The sequence below is a fragment of the Pseudomonas sp. GW821-FHT09E04 genome (assembly GCF_059416185.1).
On the sequence record NZ_JBWKOR010000009.1, the window covers coordinates 45605 to 67594 of the forward strand.

Sequence of the window (21990 nt, forward strand, 5' to 3'; positions counted from 1 at the left end):
TTTTATGAGCTTGAATCCAAGAGACGTCGTGATTGTCGACTTCGGTCGTACTCCGATGGGCCGCTCCAAGGGCGGCATGCACCGCAACACCCGCGCTGAAGACATGTCGGCGCACCTGATCAGCAAACTGCTGGAACGCAACGCCAAGGTCGATCCTGCCGAAGTCGAGGACGTGATCTGGGGCTGTGTGAACCAGACCCTGGAGCAGGGCTGGAACATCGCGCGCATGGCGTCGCTGATGACCCAGATCCCGCACACCTCGGCCGGCCAGACCGTCAGCCGTCTGTGTGGCTCGTCGATGAGCGCGCTGCACACCGCTGCGCAAGCGATCATGACCGGTAACGGTGACGTGTTCGTGGTTGGCGGCGTCGAGCATATGGGTCACGTAAGCATGATGCACGGTGTCGATCCGAACCCGCACATGTCCCTGTACGCGGCGAAAGCCTCGGGCATGATGGGCCTGACTGCTGAAATGCTCGGCAAGATGCACGGCATCACTCGCGAACAGCAGGACGCCTTTGGCGTGCGTTCCCACCAGTTGGCCCACAAGGCAACCGTGGAAGGCAAGTTCAAGGACGAAATCATCCCGATGCAGGGCTATGACGAGAACGGTTTCCTGAAAACCTTCGACTACGACGAAACCATTCGTCCGGAAACCACCCTGGAAAGTCTGGCGGCTCTGAAGCCGGCGTTCAATCCAAAGGGCGGCACCGTGACTGCCGGTACTTCGTCGCAGATCACCGATGGTGCTTCGTGCATGATCGTGATGTCGGCGCAGCGTGCACAGGACCTGGGCATTCAGCCTCTGGCCGTGATTCGTTCGATGGCCGTGGCAGGTGTGGATCCGGCGATCATGGGCTATGGTCCGGTACCGGCTACTCAGAAAGCACTGAAACGTGCCGGCCTGGGTATCAACGATATCGACTTCTTCGAGCTCAACGAAGCGTTCGCCGCACAGGCTCTGCCAGTGCTGAAAGACCTGAAAGTGCTCGACAAGATGAACGAGAAGGTTAACCTGCACGGCGGCGCGATCGCCCTGGGTCACCCGTTCGGTTGCTCCGGTGCCCGTATTTCCGGCACCTTGCTGAACGTGATGAAGCAGAATGGCGGCACCTTCGGGGTGGCCACCATGTGCATTGGCCTCGGCCAAGGCATCTCCACCGTCTTCGAACGCGTTTAAGCGTCTCGTCGATGGAAGCCGGGGCCAAGTGCCCCGGTTTTTGTTTTTGCGGATTTATTTTTGTATTTATTTTGAAAAAATTTGAGTGAGGGCCGAAGCGTGCCGATACAACCTGGGCTCTACCAACATTACAAAGGTCCGCAGTACCGCGTATTCAGTGTTGCGCGGCATTCCGAGACCGAAGAAGAAGTGGTCTTTTACCAAGCCCTGTATGGCGATTACGGCTTTTGGGTACGTCCCTTGAGCATGTTCCTGGAGTCCGTCGAAGTTGACGGCGAGCAGGTCCCGCGCTTTGCTTTGGTGCAAGCCGAACCAAGCCTTTTTTCGAAGCCATAAGGCGAGTGCGCGCAAAACCCTGCGCTTGACCTCACCTTGTAGCCACTATATATAGCGGTGCCGCGTCAGGCGCCAACCGCCTTTCACTTCTAGAATTCAGGAATTTTCTGATCCATGGGCAAATCGCTGGTCATTGTGGAATCCCCGGCTAAGGCCAAGACCATCAACAAGTATCTGGGCAACCAATACGTGGTGAAGTCGAGTATCGGCCATATCCGAGACCTGCCCACCAGCGGTTCGGCTAGCGCCAGCAAGGAGCCTGCCGCCAAGCGCGGCAAGGCCGCCGCGGGCGAAGGGCCGGTGCTCTCGCCGAAGGAAAAGGCACGTAAACAGCTCGTTTCGCGCATGGGTGTCGATCCCGATCATGGCTGGAAAGCCAAGTACGAGATCCTCCCGGGCAAGGAAAAAGTCATCGAAGAGCTGCGCCGGCTCGCCAAGGATGCTGACACCATCTATCTCGCAACCGACTTGGATCGCGAGGGGGAAGCCATTGCCTGGCACCTGCGCGAAGCCATCGGTGGTGACGACAGCCGCTACAAGCGCGTGGTGTTCAACGAAATCACCAAGAAAGCGATTCAGGAAGCCTTCTCGGAGCCGGGCGAGCTCGATATCGATCGAGTGAACGCCCAGCAGGCTCGTCGCTTCCTCGACCGCGTCGTGGGTTACATGGTTTCGCCGCTGCTATGGGCCAAGATCGCTCGCGGCCTGTCCGCCGGTCGTGTGCAATCGGTTGCCGTGAAACTGGTGGTCGAGCGTGAGCGCGAGATTCGCGCGTTCAATCCGGAAGAATACTGGGAAGTGCATGCCGATCTCGGCACCACCAAAGGTTCGACCGTGCGTTTCGAAGTGGCGCGTGAGAAGGGCGAAGCTTTCAAGCCGCTCAACGAAGCTCAGGCCATGGCTGCGCTGGAGAAGCTGAAATCCTCCAGCTACAGCATCGTCAAGCGTGAAGACAAACCGACCAGCAGCAAACCGTCGGCACCGTTCATCACTTCCACCCTGCAACAGGCCGCGAGCAACCGCCTGGGCTTTGGCGTGAAGAAAACCATGATGATGGCTCAGCGTCTGTACGAAGCTGGCTACATCACTTATATGCGTACCGACTCGACCAACCTCTCGGCTGATGCCGTGACGATGGCGCGCGACTACATCGAAACCGAATTCGGCAAGAAGTACCTGCCGGAGTCGCCGAACGTTTATAGCAGCAAAGAAGGCGCACAAGAGGCTCACGAAGCGATCCGTCCTTCCGACGCCAACACCACGCCTAGCAAGCTCGCGGGTATGGAGCGCGATGCTGAGCGCCTCTATGAGCTGATCTGGCGCCAGTTCCTGGCTTGTCAGATGCTGCCGGCGCAATACCTGTCGACCACCGTCAGCGTGGCCGCTGGTGACTTCGAGCTGCGTGCCAAGGGCCGTATCCTGAAGTTCGACGGTTACACCCGCGTTCTGCCGCAGATTGCCAAGCCTGGCGATGACGATGTCCTGCCGGACATGGCGCAGGGCGACGTGATGAAACTGATCAAGCTTGATCCGACCCAGCATTTCACCAAGCCACCGGCCCGTTACTCGGAAGCCAGCCTGGTGAAGGAAATGGAAAAGCGCGGCATTGGCCGTCCTTCGACCTATGCGGCGATCATTTCGACCATTCAGGATCGCGGCTACGTGACCCTGCACAACCGTCGTTTCTACTCGGAAAAGATGGGCGACATCGTCACCGAGCGTCTGTCGGAGAGTTTCTCGAACCTCATGGACTACGGCTTCACTGCCGGCATGGAAGAGAACCTCGATGACGTGGCCCAGGGCGAGCGCGACTGGAAGAATGTGCTGGACGAGTTCTACGGCGACTTCAAGAAAAAACTCGAAGTGGCTGAAAACCCGGAAGCCGGCATGCGTGCCAACCAGCCGGTAATGACCGACATTCCGTGCACCACCTGCGGCCGTCCGATGCAGATTCGTACTGCCTCTACCGGCGTGTTCCTCGGTTGCTCGGGCTACAGCCTGCCGCCGAAAGAGCGCTGCAAGGCCACCGTCAACCTGGTACCGGGCGATGAAATCGCTGCGGACGACGAGGGCGAATCGGAATCCCTGGTGCTGCGCGGCAAGCATCGCTGCCCGATCTGCAGCACGGCGATGGACGCTTACCTGCTCGACGAAAAGCGCAAGCTGCACATCTGCGGTAACAACCCGGATTGCGCCGGCTATGAAATCGAAGAAGGCAGCTACCGCATCAAGGGCTACGAAGGTCCGAGCCTGGAATGCGACAAGTGCGGCAGCGAGATGCAGCTCAAGACCGGCCGTTTCGGCAAGTTCTTCGGTTGCACCAACGCGACCTGCAAGAACACCCGCAAACTGCTGAAGAGCGGTGACGCGGCGCCGCCGAAGATGGATCCGGTGAAAATGCCTGAGCTGAAATGCGAGAAGGTCAACGACACCTATATCCTGCGTGACGGTGCTTCCGGGCTGTTCCTGGCGGCCAGTCAGTTCCCGAAAAACCGTGAGACCCGTGCTCCGCTGGTGATCGAGATTCTGCCGCACAAGGATGAGATCGATCCGAAGTACCACTTCCTGTGCGAAGCGCCGCAGAAGGATCCGGATGGTCTGCCAGCAGTGATTCGCTACAGCCGCAAGACCAAGGAGCAATACGTCCAGACCGAAGTCGATGGCAAGCCGACTGGCTGGAAAGCGTTCTTCGACGGTGGCAAGTGGACAGTTGAAGACAAGCGTCCGGCAAAAGCCAAGGCTTGAGCAAACGCTGATCTGAAGGTGCGCTGATCAGGCGCCTTCAATACAAAAGGCCGCATGACAACCTTCGGGTTTTCATGCGGCCTTTTTGTTTAAAGCTTGCGGTCGGATCGGCTGATCCATGACACTGTCCGGCCTGTGTGAAGCAATTATTTCGTTGTGGAGAGTGCCGCTATGGCCCACGAACTCTATACCCGTACCAATCAGAAGATCTATTTCGCGGGTCTGTCGCTGGAAGCGCTGGCCAGGGCCGAAGAGGGGCGGGCGATGAATTCGCTGGCGCTGATTCAGGCCGGGCGCGAATCGGCGTTGTTCCATCTCTATGGTGCGCTGCTGGGGTTATGTCACGAAATTGCCGGGTTCTACAGGCTGCCGCAGGCCAATGCGCCGCGGGCTGAAACGCTGCTGGCGCGTGAAGTGCTGGAGTCGATTGCCATTCCGGAGTTGGCCGAGATGGTGGAGTTGGCGGGTAATCCGGAAACCTGGCTGGCTAAATTGCTGGCCGCGCATTCGGCGCTGTTTCAGCCACCACGTGTGCCACACAAGCCAAAGGGTGATGTGACCCAGCCGCTGATTCAGGCGGTTAATCTGGATGAAGAGCAGGCGCCCGAAGAGTTGAGTCGTGAAGAGCTGGAGAGCTGGCGGCAGAACCTGAAGGGTCTGGCCATCCGTTTCCGTGAAGGCTTGAACGAGTGCTGATGGCTTCCTGGCTGGCGGCGACGAGATGCGTGCTGCTGGTCAAGATCCTGAGCGAATCCTGAACGATCTCTATATAATCCCTGCCTTTCGTGGAGAACAGACCCATATGCCAACGTCCTTTCTAGAAATTGTCGAGCTACCAGACGGCCGAATCGAACTGCGCAGGGCCGAGGACGAGGGTTCTCTGGTAACTCTGGATTTCTCCGAGGATGCCAAGGCATTTCTGCAGGGCCAACACGTTGAAATTGCCAAGGCGATGCTGAGCGTCGGCGTGCAAATGGCCGGTCGAATGGTTGAAGGCGAGTTTGATAAGGAAGAGGGGCCGCGGGTTCTTCATTGAGCACCGCCCGTCGATTATCCCTTCGGTTCGGCTTCTCTATCCCTTGAGAAGCCCCGCGCTCGAAGTAGCGCGCATGCAGTCAGCCCAGTCGAATATTCAGGCTTTGAGCGTCCCCGGTGCGGGCGGCGCTGATCAGTTGTTGGCGTGAGCCTGAATTGAGCGGGTTCAACCATGTCACCACCGTATGGCTACGACCCAGGCGCAGGGCTTCGCAAGCCAATTGCTGAGCGCTCTGTGTGCCGCGCGGGTGCAACAGCAGGATGCGTTCGCGATTCAATCCGGCATCCCGCAACCAGGTTTGGGTCAGGCTCGCCGGTGGCGCGATCAGGGTCAGCCAGCGTGCGTCCTGGTCATCACTCAATTCGCGAAGAATCGGTGCCAGCAGGTTCAGGCAGTTCCCGGCCGCGCCGCGCAGCGACAGTTCACTGAACGCTTCGGGTTCGACATTCCATGGGCGCTCGGCTACATCCTTGAGGATGGGGGCCAGTGGTTGCGCCAGAAATGCCTCGAACAACGGCAGTTGTGTTTGCTGAGGTGCGTGTGGGAACTGCATAAAGCCTCCTTTAGCGGCGGATGACGCCGACACTCAAGCCTTCGATCACCAGTTCCTGATCTTTCAGGTTGACTTCGATAGGGGCGAACTCAGGGTTTTCGGCGATCAGCCAGACCTTGCTGCCATCGCGCTTGAAGCGTTTGACCGTCACTTCGTCGCCGATCCGGGCGACGACGATCTGACCGTTGCGTGCTTCCCGGGTCGTGTGAACCGCCAGCAGGTCACCGTCGAAAATACCGATGTCCTTCATGCTCATCCCGTGGACGCGCAAAAGGTAGTCGGCGCGAGGGTGGAAGAAGGCCGGGTTGATGTTGCAGGACTCTTCGATGTGTTGCTGGGCGAGAATCGGTGCACCGGCGGCCACGCGGCCAATGATCGGCAGGGTGGATTCGTCAACCTTGGCTTCGAAGCCTGGGATTCGAATGCCGCGAGAGGCCCCCGGGGTCATCTCGATCGCGCCTTTGCGGGCGAGCGCCTTGAGGTGCTCTTCGGCGGCGTTGGGGGATTTGAACCCCAGTTCCTGAGCGATTTCCGCGCGGGTCGGCGGGTAGCCGTTGTCTTCGAGGCAGCGTTTGATAAAGGCCAGAATCTCGGCTTGGCGTGGCGTCAGCTTAATCATATTGATCGCTCTGTCTTTTTATACAGTGACTGGGATTATATACAGTGAGTCGGTCTTGGCAATGGCCGTTTTTTGCCAGGCCGCCGGACGGTCAGTGACGGCGTCGATTAATGTGGCGTCCTTGTTGTGGTTAAATACCTGACCGACCATTCCCAAAACGAACTGGCAGGCTTGACAAGGCATAGGCTGAAACGTATGTTTCAAACAAGTGTTTGTCAGGCGGAGTAGCCATGGCCCAGTCGGAAACCGTTGAACGCATTCTTGATGCTGCAGAACAGCTGTTCGCGGAAAAAGGTTTCGCTGAAACCTCGTTGCGTCTGATCACCAGCAAGGCAGGGGTCAACCTCGCTGCGGTGAACTATCACTTCGGCTCGAAGAAGGCGCTGATCCAGGCAGTCTTCTCGCGTTTCCTCGGTCCGTTCTGCATCAGTCTCGACAAAGAGCTGGAGCGGCGTCAGGCCAAGCCGGAGAACAAGCCTTCGCTTGAGGAGCTGCTGGAGATCCTCGTCGAGCAGGCACTGGTGGTACAGCCACGCAGCGGTAACGATCTGTCGATCTTCATGCGCTTGCTCGGTCTTGCATTCAGCCAGAGCCAGGGCCACTTGCGCCGTTATCTGGAAGATATGTACGGCAAGGTATTCCGCCGCTACATGTTGTTGGTGAACGAAGCCGCCCCGCGCATTCCTCCTATCGAACTGTTCTGGCGTGTGCACTTCATGCTTGGTGCTGCGGCGTTCAGCATGTCGGGTATCAAGGCGTTGCGCGCGATTGCCGAGACCGATTTCGGCGTTAACACCTCCATCGAGCAGGTGATGCGCCTGATGGTGCCGTTCCTGGCGGCCGGCATGCGTGCCGAAACCGGCGTCACCGACACCGCGATGGCCACCGCGCAGCTGCGACCGCGCAGCAAATCGGCGCCGACGCCTGCCAAGGTTTAACTGTCCATGGGTGGGCGCGGCAGCTGACATCCGCTAAGCTAGCCGCCCATGCCGACTCTCGTTCTGAACCCGTTTCTCATTGAAATCACCGACCTGCCGGGCAATGCCCCTGGTGGTGGTTTCGTGGGCAACGGGTTTTTCGTTTTCAAGGAATCTCTATGACTGCTGGCCTGCAAGGCTCGTTGATGGTGGACGTCGCCGGTACCTGGCTGACGGCCGAAGATCGCCAATTGTTGCGTCAGCCCGAAGTGGGTGGCCTGATCATTTTTGCCCGCAATATCGAGCATCCGCGCCAGGTGCGTGAGTTGAGCGCGGCGATCCGTGCCATTCGCCCGGATCTGCTGCTGGCGGTGGATCAGGAAGGCGGTCGCGTCCAGCGCCTGCGTCAGGGCTTCGTGCGTCTGCCGGCCATGCGAGCCATTGCCGACAACCCGAACGCCGAGTATCTGGCCGAGCAATGCGGCTGGATCATGGCCACTGAAGTGCTGGCTGTCGGCCTCGATCTGAGCTTTGCCCCCGTGCTGGACCTGGATTACCAGCGCAGCGCCGTGGTTGGCACTCGTTCGTTCGAAGGCGATCCGGAGCGTGCAGCACTGCTCGCCGGTGCTTTCATCAAAGGCATGAACAGTGCCGGCATGGCGGCTACCGGCAAGCATTTCCCCGGTCACGGCTGGGCGGAAGCCGACTCTCACGTCGCAATCCCCAACGACGAGCGCAGTCTTGAAGAGATCCGCGCCAACGACCTGGTACCGTTCGCCAAGCTGAGCAAGCAACTGGCCGCCGTCATGCCTGCCCACGTGATTTATCCGCAAGTCGATGCACAGCCCGCCGGTTTCTCCCGGCGCTGGTTGCAGGACATCCTGCGTGGCGAGTTACAGTTCGACGGCGTGATCTTCAGTGACGACCTGTCGATGGCCGGTGCGCACGTGGTGGGCGATGCGGCCAGCCGTATCGAAGCCGCACTCAGTGCCGGTTGCGACATGGGCCTGGTGTGCAACGATCGCGCTGCCGCCGAGCTGGCCCTAAGCGCCGCGCAACGCATGAAGGTCAAGCCGTCGCCACGCATCGCGCGGATGCGCGGTCAGGCGTTCGCCAACACCGAATACCGTCAGGATCCGCGCTGGCTGACCGCTGTCGGCGCGCTCAAAGACGCTCAACTGATCGATTAAGGATTTTTCGCTATGACGGTTTATGCAATCATCGGTGGCACCGGCCTGACCCAGCTGGAAGGTCTGAGCATTCGTCAGTCGCTGGCGGTGGATACGCCTTATGGTGCGCCATCGGCCGAAGTCCAGATCGGTGAATACGCCGGCAAGGAAGTGCTGTTCCTGGCTCGCCACGGTCACCCGCATCGCTTCCCGCCGCACAAGGTCAACTACCGCGCCAATCTGTGGGCGTTGAAGCAGGCCGGGGCCGAAGCAATCATTGCGGTCAACGCCGTGGGCGGGATCCATCCTGCAATGGGTACCGGACATTTCTGCGTGCCGCATCAGATCGTGGACTACACCAGCGGTCGCGAGCACACCTATTTCGCCGATGATCTGGAACATGTCACGCACATCGACTTCAGCTTTCCCTACAGCGAGCCACTGCGTCAGCAACTGATTGCCGCATTGGCCGCCGAAGGTTGCGAATACAGCGATCAAGGCGTTTATGCCTGCACCCAGGGCCCGCGTCTGGAAACCGTGGCCGAGATCGTGCGTCTGGAGCGTGACGGCTGCGACATCGTTGGCATGACCGGCATGCCGGAAGCGGCGCTGGCTCGCGAGCTGGATCTGGATTACGCCTGTCTGTCGCTGGTGGTGAACCCGGCGGCGGGCAAGACCACGGCGGTGATCACCATGGCCGAGATCGAGCAGGCGCTGCATGACGGCATGGGCAAGGTGAAGTCGACGTTGGCGCGGGTACTCAAGGGCTGAGTCTGGCTCCGGAGTGACTCGAACGAACAGGCGCTGAGGATCTCAGCGCTTTTCAAACTTGTCCGGCAACGGCGCAAACAGCGCCTCGATATCATCACTCTGCAACTTCCAGTCCCCGGCCTTGCGCCCATCCAGCACGCCGGCCGCCAGGTCAGACTTTTCCTTCTGCAGATGCTGAATCTTCTCCTCGACCGTCCCCCGGGCAATCATCTTGTAGACGAATACCGGCTTCTCCTGACCTATGCGATACGCACGGTCGGTTGCCTGGTTTTCGGTCGCCGGGTTCCACCACGGATCGTAGTGAATCACGGTGTCCGCTTCCGTCAGGTTCAGACCAACGCCGCCAGCCTTCAGGCTGATGAGAAAGATCTGACGCTTGCCGCTCTGGAATTCCTTCACAGGCGTGCGCCGATCCCGAGTCTGTCCCGTCAGCAACGCATAGGCGACGTTGCGCTTTTTCAGCTCATCCTCGATCAGTGACAGCATCGAAGTGAACTGCGAAAACAGCAGAATTCGCCGTCCTTCCTCAAACAACTCCTCGAGCATTTCCATCAGACTGTCGAGCTTGCCTGAGGTGCTGCCGCGAGCGGGCAGGGTGGCGTCGTTGACCAGGCGCAAGTCACAGCAGACCTGACGCAGCTTGAGCAGCGCTTCGAGAATGATGATCTGACTGCGCGCCACGCCTTTGCGGGTGATCTCGTCGCGAACCTTCTTGTCCATGGCCAGGCGCATGGTTTCGTACACGTCGCGCTGGGCCTCGTTGAGATCGACCCAGTGGATGATCTCGGTTTTCGGCGGCAGCTCGGTCGCGACCTGTTCCTTGGTGCGGCGCAGCAGAAACGGTTTGATCCGACCGTTGAGGTGCTGAAGTCTGACTTCGCTGGCGCGTTTTTCGATCGGCACACGGTAATCGGCGTTGAAGCTTTTGACGTCGCCGAGCCAGCCGGGCAGCAGGAAGTGAAACAGCGACCACAACTCGCCCAGGTGGTTTTCCAGTGGCGTGCCGCTGAGGCACAGGCGTTGGCGGGCGTTCAGTTCACGGGCCGCCTGGGCGGCTTTGCTGTTCGGGTTCTTGATGTATTGCGCCTCATCCAGCACCAATACATGCAGCGGTTGCTGTGCGAGGCGCTCGACATCCTTGGGCAGCAGCGCATAGGTCGTGAGGATCAGGTCGTAATCGGCCAGATTCTCGAAATGTTTTTTGCGGCTGGCACCGTACAGGGCCACCACTTTGAGCTGCGGCGTGAAGTGCGCCGCTTCGTCCAGCCAATTCGGGATCAGGCTGGTGGGCATCACCACCATGCAGGGGCGATCCAGGCGTCCGGCATTCTTCTCGCTGAGAATGTGCGCCAGGGTCTGTAGGGTTTTGCCCAGTCCCATGTCGTCCGCGAGAATTCCGCCAACCTCAAGTTGCCGCAGCGACTGCATCCAGCTCAAGCCCTCGAGCTGATAAGGCCGCAGTGTCGCGTTCAACCCTTCCGGCGCCTCGGCACTGTAGTCGCGGATATCGCGCAGGCGTTGGGCGAAGCTGCGAATCTGCTCGCCGCCCTCCCACAGCAGGGGGATGCCTTCCAGCGAGTTGAGGCGGATCGCGTCAGCCTTGCTCAGGCGCAGGGTGGTTTCGCCCGGCTCTTGCAGATAGAACTCGCCCAGCGTTGCCAGCACCGGTTTCAACCGGCCGAGGGGCAGGGCGACTTGCAAGGGGCCGTGCTCGCTGTTGCGTTGCGGGATGTTCACCAAAATCAACTCGTCGTCCCGTCGCCGGGCAAGGCGTTCGGGGTTGAGGATTTCCGTGTGCGAGCGCATCAGGTTGAGCAGGATAGGTAGCAGGCTCAGGCGTTCGCCATTGACGATGATGCCCAGCTCAAGATCGAACCAGTCCCGTTCCGGGGTCTGCTCGACCGTGGCATACCAGTCATCGACGGCTGTCAGGTCGAAGCCGAATTCATCATCGACCAGCAATTCCCAGCCTTGGGTGCGCAGCTTTGGCAGGTCGTTCAGGGTAAACGTCAGCCAGGCGCTGTCATTGACCATTTCATAGAGTTCGCCCGCGCTTTCCGGCAGGGCTTTGCTCTGCCGGGTGGCGATGCGAAAGCCGAGAATCCGAAGTTGTTCGCGGTAGCTTTGCTCGACATCCGGATGGCGTTTGACCCGCAGGGTCTGGGCTTCCTGGCGAATCAGGATGTCGCTGTTTTTCTGGCCGCTGACGTATTCGTCGAGGTAGCTGAAAGACAGCGCGGCACGATGCTGGATGTAGCGCTGCATCTTGCCGTTGCGCGGCTCGAATGCGCTGAACTCGACACTGGCCAGCCACAGGCGCGGCACCGGTTGCACGTTGTCCACCAGTACTTGCGGCGGCGCCTTGGGGCTGCGGTTTTCGAGGACGGCCTGGAGTTTTTCCAGCAGTTCGGCGTCTTTGGCGGCGGCGGGGTATTCGAGGGTTTCCTGCACTTGCAGCAAGACCGCCGCACAGTGCTTGCAGTTGCTGTGAACCGGGCAGGTGCACGTGGCGTCGACCATCAGCAGTGTGCCTTTGGCCGACTCACGCAGATGAATCGTCTGACGATAAATGTTACCGCCAGAGCCTTCGCAACTGGCGGTAATGGTCGCATCGCCGACCTGCACGATCCGCACCCGGTTTTCCAGCGCGTAGCGGCGGCCACGCTCCAGGCTTTGTTCCTTGAATCGGCTGACCCAGGAGGAGGCCAGCGGTTTACTCAGAGGCGGGGACATAAGGACTTCAATCAGTCCGGTACGACTTCAGGCGCTTCCCGAGGCGCAGGCGCCGTCAGTGAAGTGATCTTGATCAGCAGGGCCAGGTGGCCGTTGTCCAGGTAGTTGAGCTGGCCGTTTTTGGTGTGGCTTTCCTGTTTCAGGCGTTCGCTGGCGGTGACCATGCCATTGGCGTCGATCTGGTTGACCCAGAAGTCGGCGTTCACGTCGGTGAAGCGCCCGAGCTTCATTTCGATCGTGCCCTCGATGGGGAACTGGCCGAACTGCTCCTGACCTTCGCTGACCGCGACCTTCGCGGGCGTCTCGCCCAGTGTCTGCTGCCAGGCTTTGTGCATCAGCACGCTGTACTCGCCGCTGGCGGTGAGTTTGGTGGCGACGTCGTTCAGCGCGGTGGTGCGCTTGCTGTCATCGCCCAGGCGTTGGGCGCCTGCGGCCCAGTCTTCGGGTGCGGCACGGCTGACGATGGCCGGCACGGCGTTCTGGCGCACCAGAATCATTTCGACCTGATACAGGTCATCGGCAAACACCGAGGGCGCTACCAGAGTCAGTAGCAAAGTCAGAGAGCGAAACAGGCGCATGCGGCGTCCTTCAAGCAGTTTTCGGGATGAGGCGCTCGAACAGCGCCTCCACAGTATTAAAGCGCTCTTCCGGGCGCTCCATCGGCACCTGGAACTTGAACATCGTGGCGCCTTCGAATTTGTAGCGTTTTGGCTGACTCTGGATCAGTTTGATCAGGGTCATCGGATCGACCGGCGTCTGCGCCGCGAACTCGATGCGTCCGCCTTGCGGGCCGCCATCGACTTTCTTGATGCCCAGCTGTTCAGCCTGCAATTTCAGCGCCGTGATGCGCACCAGATTTTTGGTCGGTTCCGGCAGCAGGCCGAAGCGGTCGATCATCTCCACTTGCAGATCCTTCAGGCCTTCCTCGTCGGTGGCCGAAGCGATGCGTTTGTAGAGGATCAAGCGTGCATGCACGTCCGGCAGGTAATCTTCCGGGATCAGCGCCGGCACCCGCAGGTTGACTTCCGGACCGCCGCCGAGCGGTTGATCGAGGTTCGGCTGTTCGCCCTTGCGGATCGATTTCACCGCGCGCTCGAGCATTTCCATGTACAGCGTGAAGCCGACCGCCTGAATCTGCCCGCTCTGTCCGTCGCCCAGCAGTTCGCCGGCGCCACGGATTTCCAGGTCGTTGGTCGCGAGCACGAAGCCCGCGCCCAGATCCTGAGTATTGGCAATCGCCTCCAGGCGCTTTTCCGCATCACCGGTGATCTGCTGGCGTGGCGGAGTCAGCAGGTAGGCGTAAGCCTGGTGGTGACTGCGGCCAACACGCCCGCGCAACTGGTGCAGCTGCGCCAGGCCGAACTTGTCGGCGCGCTCGATGATGATGGTGTTGGCGCTCGGCACGTCGATGCCGGTCTCGATGATGGTCGAGGCGATCAGCACGTTGAAGCGCTTGTGGTAGAAGTCGCTCATCACCTGCTCGAGTTCGCGTTCGCGCATCTGCCCGTGGCCGATGCCGATTCGCGCTTCCGGCACCAGTTCGGCCAGTTCGGCGGCGCATTTCTCGATGGTCTTCACATCGTTGTGCAGGTAATAGACTTGGCCGCCGCGCAGCAGCTCACGCAGCAAGGCTTCTTTGACCGTGCTCTTGTTCTGCTCCATGACGAAGGTGCGCACCGACAGGCGTCGCGCCGGCGGTGTGGCGATGATCGACAGATCGCGCATGCCCGACACCGCCATGTTCAGCGTGCGCGGAATCGGCGTGGCGGTCAGCGTGAGGATATCGACTTCGCTGCGCAGGGCCTTGAGCTGTTCTTTTTGACGGACGCCGAAACGGTGTTCTTCGTCGATGATCACCAGCCCGAGGTTTTTGATCTTGACGTCATCCTGCAGCAGCTTGTGGGTGCCGATGACGATGTCGATGTTGCCTTCGGCCAGCTCGGCCACCGCAGCGTTCACTTCCTTGGTCGACTTGAAGCGGCTCATCACTTCCACGGTTACCGGCCAGTCGGCGAAGCGGTCGCGGAAGCTGTTGTAGTGCTGCTGGGCGAGCAGGGTGGTCGGCACCAGGATCGCCACTTGCTTGCCGCCGTGCACGGCGATGAACGCGGCGCGCATGGCCACTTCGGTCTTGCCGAAACCGACGTCGCCGCAGACCAGCCGATCCATCGGTTTCGGCGCGAGCATGTCTTCGCGCACGGCTTCGATGGTGGATTGCTGGTCCGGGGTTTCCTCGAATGGGAAACCGGCGCTGAAGGTTGCGTAGTCGGCTTTCGGATCGGCAAACGCGTAACCCTCGCGGGCAGCACGACGGGCATAGATGTCGAGCAGTTCGGCAGCCACGTCGCGGACTTGCTCGGCAGCCTTGCGCTTGGCCTTCTGCCAGGTCTCGGAGCCGAGGCGGTGCAGCGGCGCCAGTGCATCATCGCTGCCGGTGTAACGGGCGATCAAATGCAGGTTGGCCACCGGCACGTAAAGCTTGGCGTTCTCGGCGTATTCGAGGGTCAGGAATTCCGCGGCCTGATTGTCGATTTCCAGAATCGTCAGGCCGAGATAGCGACCGACACCGTGGTCGATGTGCACCACCGGCGCACCTTCGCGCAGCTCGGTGAGGTTCTTGATCACCGCGTCGTTGTTGGCGTCGGCGCGTTTTTCGCGACGGCGACGCTGCATCACGCGTTGGCCGAACAGCGGACTTTCCGCGACCAGTGCCAGCGCCGGGTCGTCCAGCATCAGGCCTTCGTCGAGCGGGGCGATGGTGATCGCCAGGCGATCCTTGCTCGCGACAAAGTCCGGCCAGCTGTCGACGGTTTTCGGTCGCAGCTTCAAGCGTTCCAGCAATTCCAGCAGCACTTCGCGACGGCCGGCGGATTCGGCGGTGAACAGCACGCGCCCCGGGAATTCGTCGAGGAAGGCGGAAAGCGCGGCCAGCGGTTGCGTGGCCTTGGCTTCGATCGCCAGATTCGGCAAGGCCTGCGCCGGGAAGCGCTCACGGCCGGCACCGGTTTCCACGTCCTGCTGACTGGCGACCACTCGCGGCCAGTTCTTCAGGCGGGCGAAACAGTCTTCCACCGGCAGGAACAGTTCGGCCGGCGGCAATAAAGGACGCGATGGATCGACGCGGCGCTCTTCATACCGATTGCGCACGTCGTTCCAGAAGTTTTCCGCCGCTTGCTCGATGCCCGGCAGCGAGAACACCTGGGTGTCCTGGGGCAGGTAGTCGAACAGGGTCGAGGTCTCTTCGAAGAACAACGGCAGGTAGTACTCGATACCGGCCGGCGTGATACCGCTGCTCAGATCCTGGAAGATCGGGCAGCGTCGGAAATCGACGTCGAAGCGCTCGCGAAAGCGCGCCTTGAAGCGGGTGACCGCGTCCTTCTGCAGCGGGAATTCCTTGGCCGGCAGCAGCTTGACCGAATCGACCTTGTCGATGGAGCGCTGGTTTTCCGGGTCGAAGGTGCGCAGGGTTTCGATTTCGTCGTCGAACAGATCGATGCGATACGGCAGTTTGCTGCCCATCGGGAACAGGTCGATCAGTGCACCGCGTACGGTGAATTCGCCGTGTTCGTAAACCGTGTCGACGTAGCGATAGCCACTGGCTTCGAGCCGCGAGCGCATTTGCTCGACGTCGAGCTTCTGCCCGACATCCAGCACCAGGCTGCTGCCAAGCAGGAACTTGGTCGGTGCCAGGCGATGCAGGGCGGTGGTGATCGGCACCACCAGCACGCCATGTTCCAGTTCCGGCAGTCTATAAAGGCTGGCGATGCGCTGGGAGATGATGTCCTGATGCGGCGAGAACAGGTCGTAGGGCAGGGTTTCCCAGTCCGGGAAATGCAGCACCGGCAAATCCGGGGCGAAGAAACTCAGCTCCTGCTCCAGCCGTTCGGCACTCTGGCTGTCGGCGGTCAGTAGCAACGTGAAGCGCTTGGCAGCGCTGGCAGCCTCGGCAATGGCCAGGCTCAGGGCGGCACCGGGGAGGTTGCCCCAGTGCTGTTTACCTGCCGCGGCAGGGAGAAGCGGTAGACGCAGAACAGGCACGGAAGGTTGAGCTCCAGGCGTTGCGACAAAGTCGGTAATTGTAGCGGCGTCCGGTGCCGCCTGTCAGTTGCAGACTGCGTCTATCTGCGCTGTTTCAGCGAAATGTAGTGGTAACCATAAAAACGAGCACTTTTTTGACGATTATGTAGTGCCGAAAGTGGGCGGTGTTACGGAGGGTTACAGACATCGTCTAACAGTCGTCGAAAAACTGACTGCGCTGAAAGCCCCGGTTTTACTGGGCTGGCGGAGAGCGTTATTTTTTTGGACGGAATTTTGTTACCGTTTGCGCGACAAGCGCGCATTGCTACGAGAGCTTCTCGGCGGCATAATGTAGCCCCTTTTTTCTGCCCCTACATGTGGAAGGTTCCCGTGACTCAGAAGCCCGACCAGTGTCTTGGTGAATGGATCGACCGTGAAGCACTCGCAGAAGCGATGATTCCGCTTATCGGTCAGCTCTACCGCAATAACAACGTGGTGAGCTCGATCTATGGCCGCAGCCTGATCAACCAGTCTGTCATCGCGATTCTCAAAGCTCACCGCTTTGCTCGCCATCGTTCTTCCGACGATAGCGAACTCTCCGTCCACGAAACATTCCCTCTGCTGAAGGCCATGAGCGAGCTCAAGCTCGGCGCGGCTTCGGTAGACCTGGGCAAGTTGGCGTTCAAATTCCGCAACGAAGGCAACGGCCGTACCGCCGAGCAATTCGTTCGTGAAGAAATGGCTGACGTGGTTGGCCAGCAGAACGCTTCGGCCCGCAAAGGCACTGACGTTGTGCTTTACGGCTTCGGTCGTATCGGCCGTCTGCTGGCGCGCATCCTGATCGAAAAAACCGGTGGCGGCGACGGCCTGCGTCTGCGTGCCATCGTGGTGCGCAAAGGCGCCGAAAACGACCTGACCAAACGCGCCAGCCTGCTGCGTCGCGATTCGGTACACGGTTCGTTCAACGGCACCATCACCATCGACGAAGAAAACAACACCATCACCGCCAACGGCAACCTGATCCAGGTTATCTACGCGAAAAACCCTACCGAAGTGGACTACACCCAGTACGGCATCAAAGATGCGCTGCTGGTGGACAACACTGGTGTATGGCGTGATGCCGATGGCCTGGGTCAGCACTTGCAGTGCCCGGGTATCGACCGCGTTGTTCTGACCGCGCCTGGCAAAGGCAAGCTGAAGAACATCGTTCACGGTATCAACCACAGCGAAATCACTGCTGACGACAAGATCGTGTCCGCTGCTTCCTGCACCACCAACGCCATCGTGCCGGTGCTGAAGGCTGTGAATGACAAGTTCGGCATCGTCAACGGCCACGTCGAAACCGTTCACTCGTACACCAACGACCAGAACCTGATCGACAACTTCCACAAGGGCGATCGCCGTGGTCGTAGCGCCGCGCTGAACATGGTAATCACCGAGACCGGTGCTGCCACCGCTGCTGCCAAGGCCCTGCCTGAGCTGGCCGGCAAGCTGACCGGTAACGCGATCCGTGTTCCGACGCCAAACGTGTCGATGGCCATTCTCAACCTGAACCTTGAGAAAGCCGCTACCCGTGAAGAGATGAACGAGTACCTGCGCTACATGGCGCTGCACTCCGATCTGCACAAGCAAATCGACTTCGTCAATTCCCAGGAAGTGGTTTCGACCGACTTCGTTGGCTCGCGCCACGCCGGTGTTGTCGACGCTGAAGCGACCATCACCCAGGATAACCGCGTTGTTCTGTACGTCTGGTACGACAACGAGTTCGGTTACAGCTGCCAGGTGATCCGCGTGATGGAAGACATGGCCGGTGTAAACCCGCCAGCCTTCCCGCGCTAAGCCTTAGCTGCAAATGAAAACGCCCCGACTTTGGTCGGGGCGTTTTTGTTTGTGCGCGATTCAGGTCAGTTGGGGATAGCCGCTTGTGCCGTGCGCAGTTCGTGCTTGTTGCCATGGAACAGCACCAATGTCGCGATCAACCCCAGCACCGCTGCGCCGCTCAGCCAGATCCCCGGTGCCGCCTTGTTGTCCAGCACATGAATCAGGTAAGTGCAGGCGGCTGGCGTGAATCCACCGAAGGTTGCGGTCGCCAGGCTGTAGGCCAGTGAGAAGCCGGTCGTACGAACTTCTACCGGCATGATTTCGGTCAGCGCTACCACCATCGCGCCGTTGTACGAGCCGTACAGGAACGACAGCCACAATTCGACGATCAGCAAATGGCTGAAGCTCGGGTTCGCCACCAGCCACGACAGCGCCGGGTAGGCGGTCAGGATTGCCAGAATCGTCGCCGCCAGCAGCAGGGGTTTGCGACCGATCTTGTCAGAAAGCGCGCCCATCACCGGCAGCCAGAAGAAGTTCGACAGTCCGATGCATACCGTCACCAGTAACGCATCGAAGTCCGACAGGTGCAGTTCCGCCTTGCCGAAGGTCGGGGTGTAGGCGGTGATCAGGTAGAACGACACGGTGGTCATCACCACCAGCGCCATGCCGGCGATGACAATGCCGAAGTTCTGACCGATCGAACGAACGATTTCCTGCAGGGTAGGGCGATGTTTACGTGCCTGGAATTCCGGCGTTTCCTCCAGGGAACGACGAATGACGAAGATCACCGGAACGATCATGCAGCCGATCAGGAACGGCACACGCCAGCCCCAGTCGCCCATCTGTTCCGGGCTCAGCCAGTGGTTGAGGCCGACGCCGAGCAGACCGGCGAATACCACCGCCGCTTGCTGGCTGGCGGACTGCCAACTGACGAAGAAACCCTTGCGGCCAGGCGTGGCGATCTCTGACAGGTACACCGACACACCGCCCAGTTCCACGCCGGCCGAGAAGCCCTGGAGCAATCGGCCGAACAGCACGATCAGCGGCGCGGCAACACCAAGGGTGGCGTACCCCGGCACGCAGGCGATCAGCACCGTACCGGCCGCCATCAGTGCGAGGGTGATGATCAGGCCTTTGCGACGGCCGTGACGGTCAATGTAGGCACCGAGGAAAATCGCCCCCAATGGACGCATCAGGAAGCCTGCGCCGAACGTCGCCAGTGCGAGCATCAGGGAGGCGAAGGCGCTGTCGGTGGGGAAGAAGGTCTTGGAGATGGCTACGGCGTAGAAGCCATAGACCATGAAGTCGAACATTTCGAGAAAATTGCCGCTGACAACGCGAAAAATCGCTTTGCCTTTGCCCGTGGTGGAGGACATGTTCAGGTACTCACTTTTTTGATTTTGTATGAAAGCGTTGCATCCGTTTGGGAGCTAGCGGGCTCTGTGGTCATAATGGCGGGCTCGGTTTTGCTCGGAGATGAAGAATTGTTAACTGGACGGTTGGTGGTTTTCGTGATTCTTCTCGGCGTTTTGTCCGGCTGCGGCTCCGGCGACTCGATGGAGAGCTTCGGCGGCCCAACCATGGGCAGCACTTATTCGATCAAGTACGTGCGCCGCGCCAATCTGCCTGCCCCTCAGGATGTCCGCGTCGAAGTCGAGAAGATCCTCGCCGACGTCGACCAGCAGATGTCCACCTACCGTGCGGACTCCGATATTTCGCGCTTCAACGCGTTACCCGCCGATCGCTGTCAGACCATGCCGGCGCCGATCCTCGAATTGGTCCGGGTTGGCGAGCAGCTGTCGCAACAAAGCGAAGGTTCCTACGACCTGACCGTGGAGCCACTGCTCAATCTCTGGGGGTTCGGTCCGCAGGGGCGTGAAGAAAAGGTGCCCAGCGCGGCGGCGCTGGCTGAGGTGCAGAAACGGGTGGGCTACCGGCATCTGCGTGTCGATGGCGACCAGTTGTGCAAGGACGCGGCGGTCGAGGTCGATTTCAACAGTATCGCTGCCGGTTACGCGGTCGACACCATTGCCGCGCGACTCGACGCCATGGGGATTCATGATTACCTCGCCGAGGCCACGGGCGAGCTCAAGGCGTCCGGCAAGAAACTCGATGGCTCGCCATGGCGCATCGCGCTGGAAGAACCCCGTGACGATCAGCAGGTGGCGGAGCGGGTTCTCAGCGTCGATGGCTATGGCCTTTCAACGTCCGGCGACTACCGCAACTATTTTCAGCAGGATGGCCGGCGCTATTCCCACACCTTCGATGCCCGCACCGGGGCGCCGGTCCTACACGATCTGGCGTCAGTCACGGTAATTCATCCTTCAGCGTTGATGGCCGATGGACTATCGACACTGTTGCTGATTCTCGGGCCGGAAAGGGCCTGGGACTATGCCGAAAAACACGACATTGGTGCATTCTTTGTGATTCGTGCCGATACAGGTTTCGTCACCCGCACCAGTCAGGCTTTCGAGCGGCTCAGTGGCGCAAAAGTTGACTGAAGACAGTACGAAAACTGGCGTTGTAGTGCAGGCAAAAGTAGCCTACGACGCGACCAAGGGTTAATGTGCGCGGCGTTGACGCTTCTATAGACTGTGTCCGGGTTTTCTACTGGCCCCCAATTGTTCCTTCGCGCCGCCGTTCGGCGTGATTTAGCCGCCGGTGCTGCTGGCACCGCGGCCTGTTCTGAGGAGTACGCATGGCTGTCTACAACTACGACGTGGTGGTATTGGGTTCCGGCCCGGCGGGAGAAGGCGCGGCAATGAACGCCGCCAAAGCAGGGCGCAAGGTGGCGATGGTCGACAGCCGTCGTCAGGTCGGCGGTAACTGCACCCACCTGGGCACCATCCCGTCCAAGGCCTTGCGTCACTCGGTGCGGCAGATCATGCAGTTCAACACCAACCCGATGTTCCGTGCGATCGGTGAGCCGCGCTGGTTCTCCTTCCCGGACGTGTTGAAAAGCGCCGAGAAAGTCATCTCCAAACAAGTCGCTTCGCGTACCGGCTACTATGCCCGTAACCGCGTCGACGTGTTCTTCGGCACCGGCAGCTTCGCCGACGAGCAGACCATCGAAGTGGTCTGCGCCAACGGCGTGGTCGAGAAACTGGTGGCCAAGCACATCATCATCGCCACTGGCTCGCGTCCTTATCGCCCGGCGGACATCGATTTCCACCACCCGCGTATCTACGATAGCGACACCATTCTCAGCCTCGGCCACACCCCGCGCAAACTGATCGTTTACGGCGCCGGCGTGATCGGTTGCGAATACGCTTCGATCTTCAGCGGTCTGGGTGTACTGGTCGAGCTGGTGGACAACCGCGGTCAGTTGCTGAGCTTCCTCGACTCGGAAATTTCCCAGGCGTTGAGCTACCACTTCAGCAACAACAACATCACCGTGCGCCACAACGAAGACTACGACCGCGTCGAAGGCGTGGACAACGGCGTGATCCTGCACCTGAAGTCCGGCAAGAAGATCAAGGCCGACGCCTTGCTCTGGTGCAACGGCCGGACCGGCAACACCGATCAGTTGGGTCTGGAAAACATCGGCGTCAAGGTCAACAGCCGTGGCCAGATCGAAGTCGATGAGGCCTACCGCACCTGCGTGCCGAACATCTACGGTGCCGGTGACGTGATCGGCTGGCCGAGCCTGGCCAGTGCCGCCCACGACCAGGGTCGCTCGGCGGCCGGCAGCATCGTCGACAATGGCAGCTGGCGCTTCGTGAATGACGTGCCGACCGGCATCTACACCATTCCGGAGATCAGCTCGATCGGCAAGAACGAGCAGGAACTGACCCAGGCCAAAGTGCCGTATGAAGTGGGCAAGGCGTTCTTCAAGAGCATGGCGCGTGCGCAGATCGCCGGCGAGCCGCAAGGCATGCTGAAGATCCTGTTCCACCGTGAAACCCTGGAAGTGCTGGGCGTTCACTGCTTCGGTTATCAGGCATCGGAGATCGTGCACATCGGTCAGGCGATCATGAACCAGCCGGGTGAGCTGAATACCCTGAAGTACTTCGTCAACACCACGTTCAACTACCCGACCATGGCCGAAGCCTATCGGGTAGCGGCGTACGACGGCCTCAACCGGCTTTTTTGA

17 protein-coding genes are annotated in these 21990 nt (G+C 60.1%); 11 read left to right on the plus strand and 6 right to left on the minus strand.

What is annotated here, in order from left to right; all coding sequences use genetic code 11:
* The first annotated feature begins 4 nt into the window (after nucleotides 1-4).
* The 5 genes from fadA to AC07N4_RS27170 all read left to right on the plus strand — a co-directional run bounded on the left by fadA (nucleotide 5) and on the right by AC07N4_RS27170 (nucleotide 5297).
* Entirely contained in the window at nucleotides 5-1180 is a 1176-nt protein-coding gene (gene fadA, locus AC07N4_RS27150) for an acetyl-CoA C-acyltransferase FadA (protein ID WP_085608206.1), read from the plus strand.
* Nucleotides 1181-1279: 99 nt separating this feature from the next.
* Complete coding sequence (locus AC07N4_RS27155) at nucleotides 1280-1516, plus strand: DUF1653 domain-containing protein (protein WP_007953059.1); 237 nt, start codon at nucleotides 1280-1282, stop codon at nucleotides 1514-1516.
* 114 nt (nucleotides 1517-1630) lie between these two features.
* Complete coding sequence (gene topA, locus AC07N4_RS27160; RefSeq protein ID WP_096822091.1) at nucleotides 1631-4261, plus strand: type I DNA topoisomerase; 2631 nt, start codon at nucleotides 1631-1633, stop codon at nucleotides 4259-4261.
* A 171-nt stretch (nucleotides 4262-4432) separates the two neighbouring features.
* Complete coding sequence (locus tag AC07N4_RS27165; RefSeq protein WP_493066504.1) at nucleotides 4433-4957, plus strand: DUF6586 family protein; 525 nt, start codon at nucleotides 4433-4435, stop codon at nucleotides 4955-4957.
* Between the two features lie 106 nt (nucleotides 4958-5063).
* Nucleotides 5064-5297, plus strand: coding sequence for a hypothetical protein (locus AC07N4_RS27170; RefSeq protein WP_003226592.1), 234 nt, complete (start codon nucleotides 5064-5066; stop codon nucleotides 5295-5297).
* 79 nt (nucleotides 5298-5376) lie between these two features.
* On the opposite strand, the gene sulA is transcribed toward AC07N4_RS27170, so the two are convergent.
* Nucleotides 5377-5850 (minus strand): SOS-induced cell division inhibitor SulA, encoded by a 474-nt coding sequence (sulA, locus tag AC07N4_RS27175; RefSeq protein ID WP_096822090.1) that lies wholly within the window; start codon nucleotides 5848-5850, stop codon nucleotides 5377-5379.
* 10 nt (nucleotides 5851-5860) lie between these two features.
* On the minus strand, nucleotides 5861-6469 hold the full coding sequence (gene lexA / locus AC07N4_RS27180) for a transcriptional repressor LexA (protein ID WP_096822089.1): 609 nt from the start codon (nucleotides 6467-6469) through the stop codon (nucleotides 5861-5863).
* 230 nt (nucleotides 6470-6699) lie between these two features.
* Here lexA and AC07N4_RS27185 point away from each other — a divergent pair, with 230 nt between their 5' ends.
* The 3 genes from AC07N4_RS27185 (at nucleotide 6700) to AC07N4_RS27195 (ending at nucleotide 9326) form a co-directional block, all read left to right on the plus strand.
* Nucleotides 6700-7407 carry a TetR/AcrR family transcriptional regulator gene (locus AC07N4_RS27185; protein WP_085686822.1) on the plus strand — a complete coding sequence of 236 codons (708 nt, stop codon included), beginning with the start codon at nucleotides 6700-6702 and terminating at the stop codon, nucleotides 7405-7407.
* Between the two features lie 158 nt (nucleotides 7408-7565).
* A complete protein-coding gene (gene nagZ / locus AC07N4_RS27190) occupies nucleotides 7566-8576 on the plus strand; it encodes a beta-N-acetylhexosaminidase (RefSeq protein ID WP_102621844.1) in 1011 nt (336 codons plus the stop codon).
* Nucleotides 8577-8588: 12 nt separating this feature from the next.
* Complete coding sequence (locus AC07N4_RS27195) at nucleotides 8589-9326, plus strand: S-methyl-5'-thioinosine phosphorylase (protein ID WP_085733486.1); 738 nt, start codon at nucleotides 8589-8591, stop codon at nucleotides 9324-9326.
* Nucleotides 9327-9368: 42 nt separating this feature from the next.
* Here the strand turns inward: AC07N4_RS27195 and AC07N4_RS27200 are convergent, their stop codons facing one another.
* Genes AC07N4_RS27200 through mfd form a run of 3 tightly spaced genes read right to left on the minus strand, consistent with a single transcriptional unit; the run spans nucleotide 9369 to nucleotide 16097 of the window.
* Nucleotides 9369-12059, minus strand: coding sequence for an SNF2-related protein (locus AC07N4_RS27200; RefSeq protein ID WP_493066505.1), 2691 nt, complete (start codon nucleotides 12057-12059; stop codon nucleotides 9369-9371).
* A gap of 11 nt (nucleotides 12060-12070) precedes the next feature.
* Nucleotides 12071-12637, minus strand: a complete 567-nt coding sequence (locus AC07N4_RS27205) for a CsiV family protein (RefSeq protein ID WP_096822086.1) — start codon at nucleotides 12635-12637, stop codon at nucleotides 12071-12073.
* 10 nt (nucleotides 12638-12647) lie between these two features.
* A complete protein-coding gene (gene mfd, locus AC07N4_RS27210; RefSeq protein WP_102621842.1) occupies nucleotides 12648-16097 on the minus strand; it encodes a transcription-repair coupling factor in 3450 nt (1149 codons plus the stop codon).
* Nucleotides 16098-16451: 354 nt separating this feature from the next.
* Here mfd and AC07N4_RS27215 point away from each other — a divergent pair, with 354 nt between their 5' ends.
* Nucleotides 16452-17915 (plus strand): glyceraldehyde-3-phosphate dehydrogenase, encoded by a 1464-nt coding sequence (locus AC07N4_RS27215; protein WP_096822084.1) that lies wholly within the window; start codon nucleotides 16452-16454, stop codon nucleotides 17913-17915.
* A gap of 65 nt (nucleotides 17916-17980) precedes the next feature.
* On the opposite strand, the gene AC07N4_RS27220 is transcribed toward AC07N4_RS27215, so the two are convergent.
* On the minus strand, nucleotides 17981-19273 hold the full coding sequence (locus AC07N4_RS27220; protein ID WP_096822083.1) for an MFS transporter: 1293 nt from the start codon (nucleotides 19271-19273) through the stop codon (nucleotides 17981-17983).
* Between the two features lie 75 nt (nucleotides 19274-19348).
* On the opposite strand from AC07N4_RS27220, the gene AC07N4_RS27225 reads away from it, so the two are divergent.
* Both AC07N4_RS27225 and sthA read left to right on the plus strand, forming a co-directional pair.
* Nucleotides 19349-20398, plus strand: coding sequence for an FAD:protein FMN transferase (locus AC07N4_RS27225; protein ID WP_493066506.1), 1050 nt, complete (start codon nucleotides 19349-19351; stop codon nucleotides 20396-20398).
* A 197-nt stretch (nucleotides 20399-20595) separates the two neighbouring features.
* The gene (gene sthA / locus AC07N4_RS27230) at nucleotides 20596-21990 is read left to right on the plus strand and encodes a Si-specific NAD(P)(+) transhydrogenase (protein ID WP_007984277.1); all 1395 of its coding nucleotides are present in this window, start codon (nucleotides 20596-20598) and stop codon (nucleotides 21988-21990) included.

Excerpts from the sequence above, each read along its gene's own strand:
- fadA (WP_085608206.1), top strand. The coding sequence starts at position 5 with ATGAGCTTGAATCCAAGAGACGTCGTGATTGTCGACTTCGGTCGTACT.
- topA (WP_096822091.1), top strand. The coding sequence starts at position 1,631 with ATGGGCAAATCGCTGGTCATTGTGGAATCCCCGGCTAAGGCCAAGACC.
- AC07N4_RS27165 (WP_493066504.1), top strand. The coding sequence starts at position 4,433 with ATGGCCCACGAACTCTATACCCGTACCAATCAGAAGATCTATTTCGCG.
- AC07N4_RS27170 (WP_003226592.1), top strand. The coding sequence starts at position 5,064 with ATGCCAACGTCCTTTCTAGAAATTGTCGAGCTACCAGACGGCCGAATC.
- sulA (WP_096822090.1), bottom strand. The coding sequence starts at position 5,850 with ATGCAGTTCCCACACGCACCTCAGCAAACACAACTGCCGTTGTTCGAG.
- lexA (WP_096822089.1), bottom strand. The coding sequence starts at position 6,469 with ATGATTAAGCTGACGCCACGCCAAGCCGAGATTCTGGCCTTTATCAAA.
- AC07N4_RS27185 (WP_085686822.1), top strand. The coding sequence starts at position 6,700 with ATGGCCCAGTCGGAAACCGTTGAACGCATTCTTGATGCTGCAGAACAG.
- nagZ (WP_102621844.1), top strand. The coding sequence starts at position 7,566 with ATGACTGCTGGCCTGCAAGGCTCGTTGATGGTGGACGTCGCCGGTACC.
- AC07N4_RS27195 (WP_085733486.1), top strand. The coding sequence starts at position 8,589 with ATGACGGTTTATGCAATCATCGGTGGCACCGGCCTGACCCAGCTGGAA.
- AC07N4_RS27200 (WP_493066505.1), bottom strand. The coding sequence starts at position 12,059 with ATGTCCCCGCCTCTGAGTAAACCGCTGGCCTCCTCCTGGGTCAGCCGA.
- AC07N4_RS27205 (WP_096822086.1), bottom strand. The coding sequence starts at position 12,637 with ATGCGCCTGTTTCGCTCTCTGACTTTGCTACTGACTCTGGTAGCGCCC.
- AC07N4_RS27215 (WP_096822084.1), top strand. The coding sequence starts at position 16,452 with ATGTGGAAGGTTCCCGTGACTCAGAAGCCCGACCAGTGTCTTGGTGAA.
- AC07N4_RS27220 (WP_096822083.1), bottom strand. The coding sequence starts at position 19,273 with ATGTCCTCCACCACGGGCAAAGGCAAAGCGATTTTTCGCGTTGTCAGC.
- AC07N4_RS27225 (WP_493066506.1), top strand. The coding sequence starts at position 19,349 with ATGGCGGGCTCGGTTTTGCTCGGAGATGAAGAATTGTTAACTGGACGG.
- sthA (WP_007984277.1), top strand. The coding sequence starts at position 20,596 with ATGGCTGTCTACAACTACGACGTGGTGGTATTGGGTTCCGGCCCGGCG.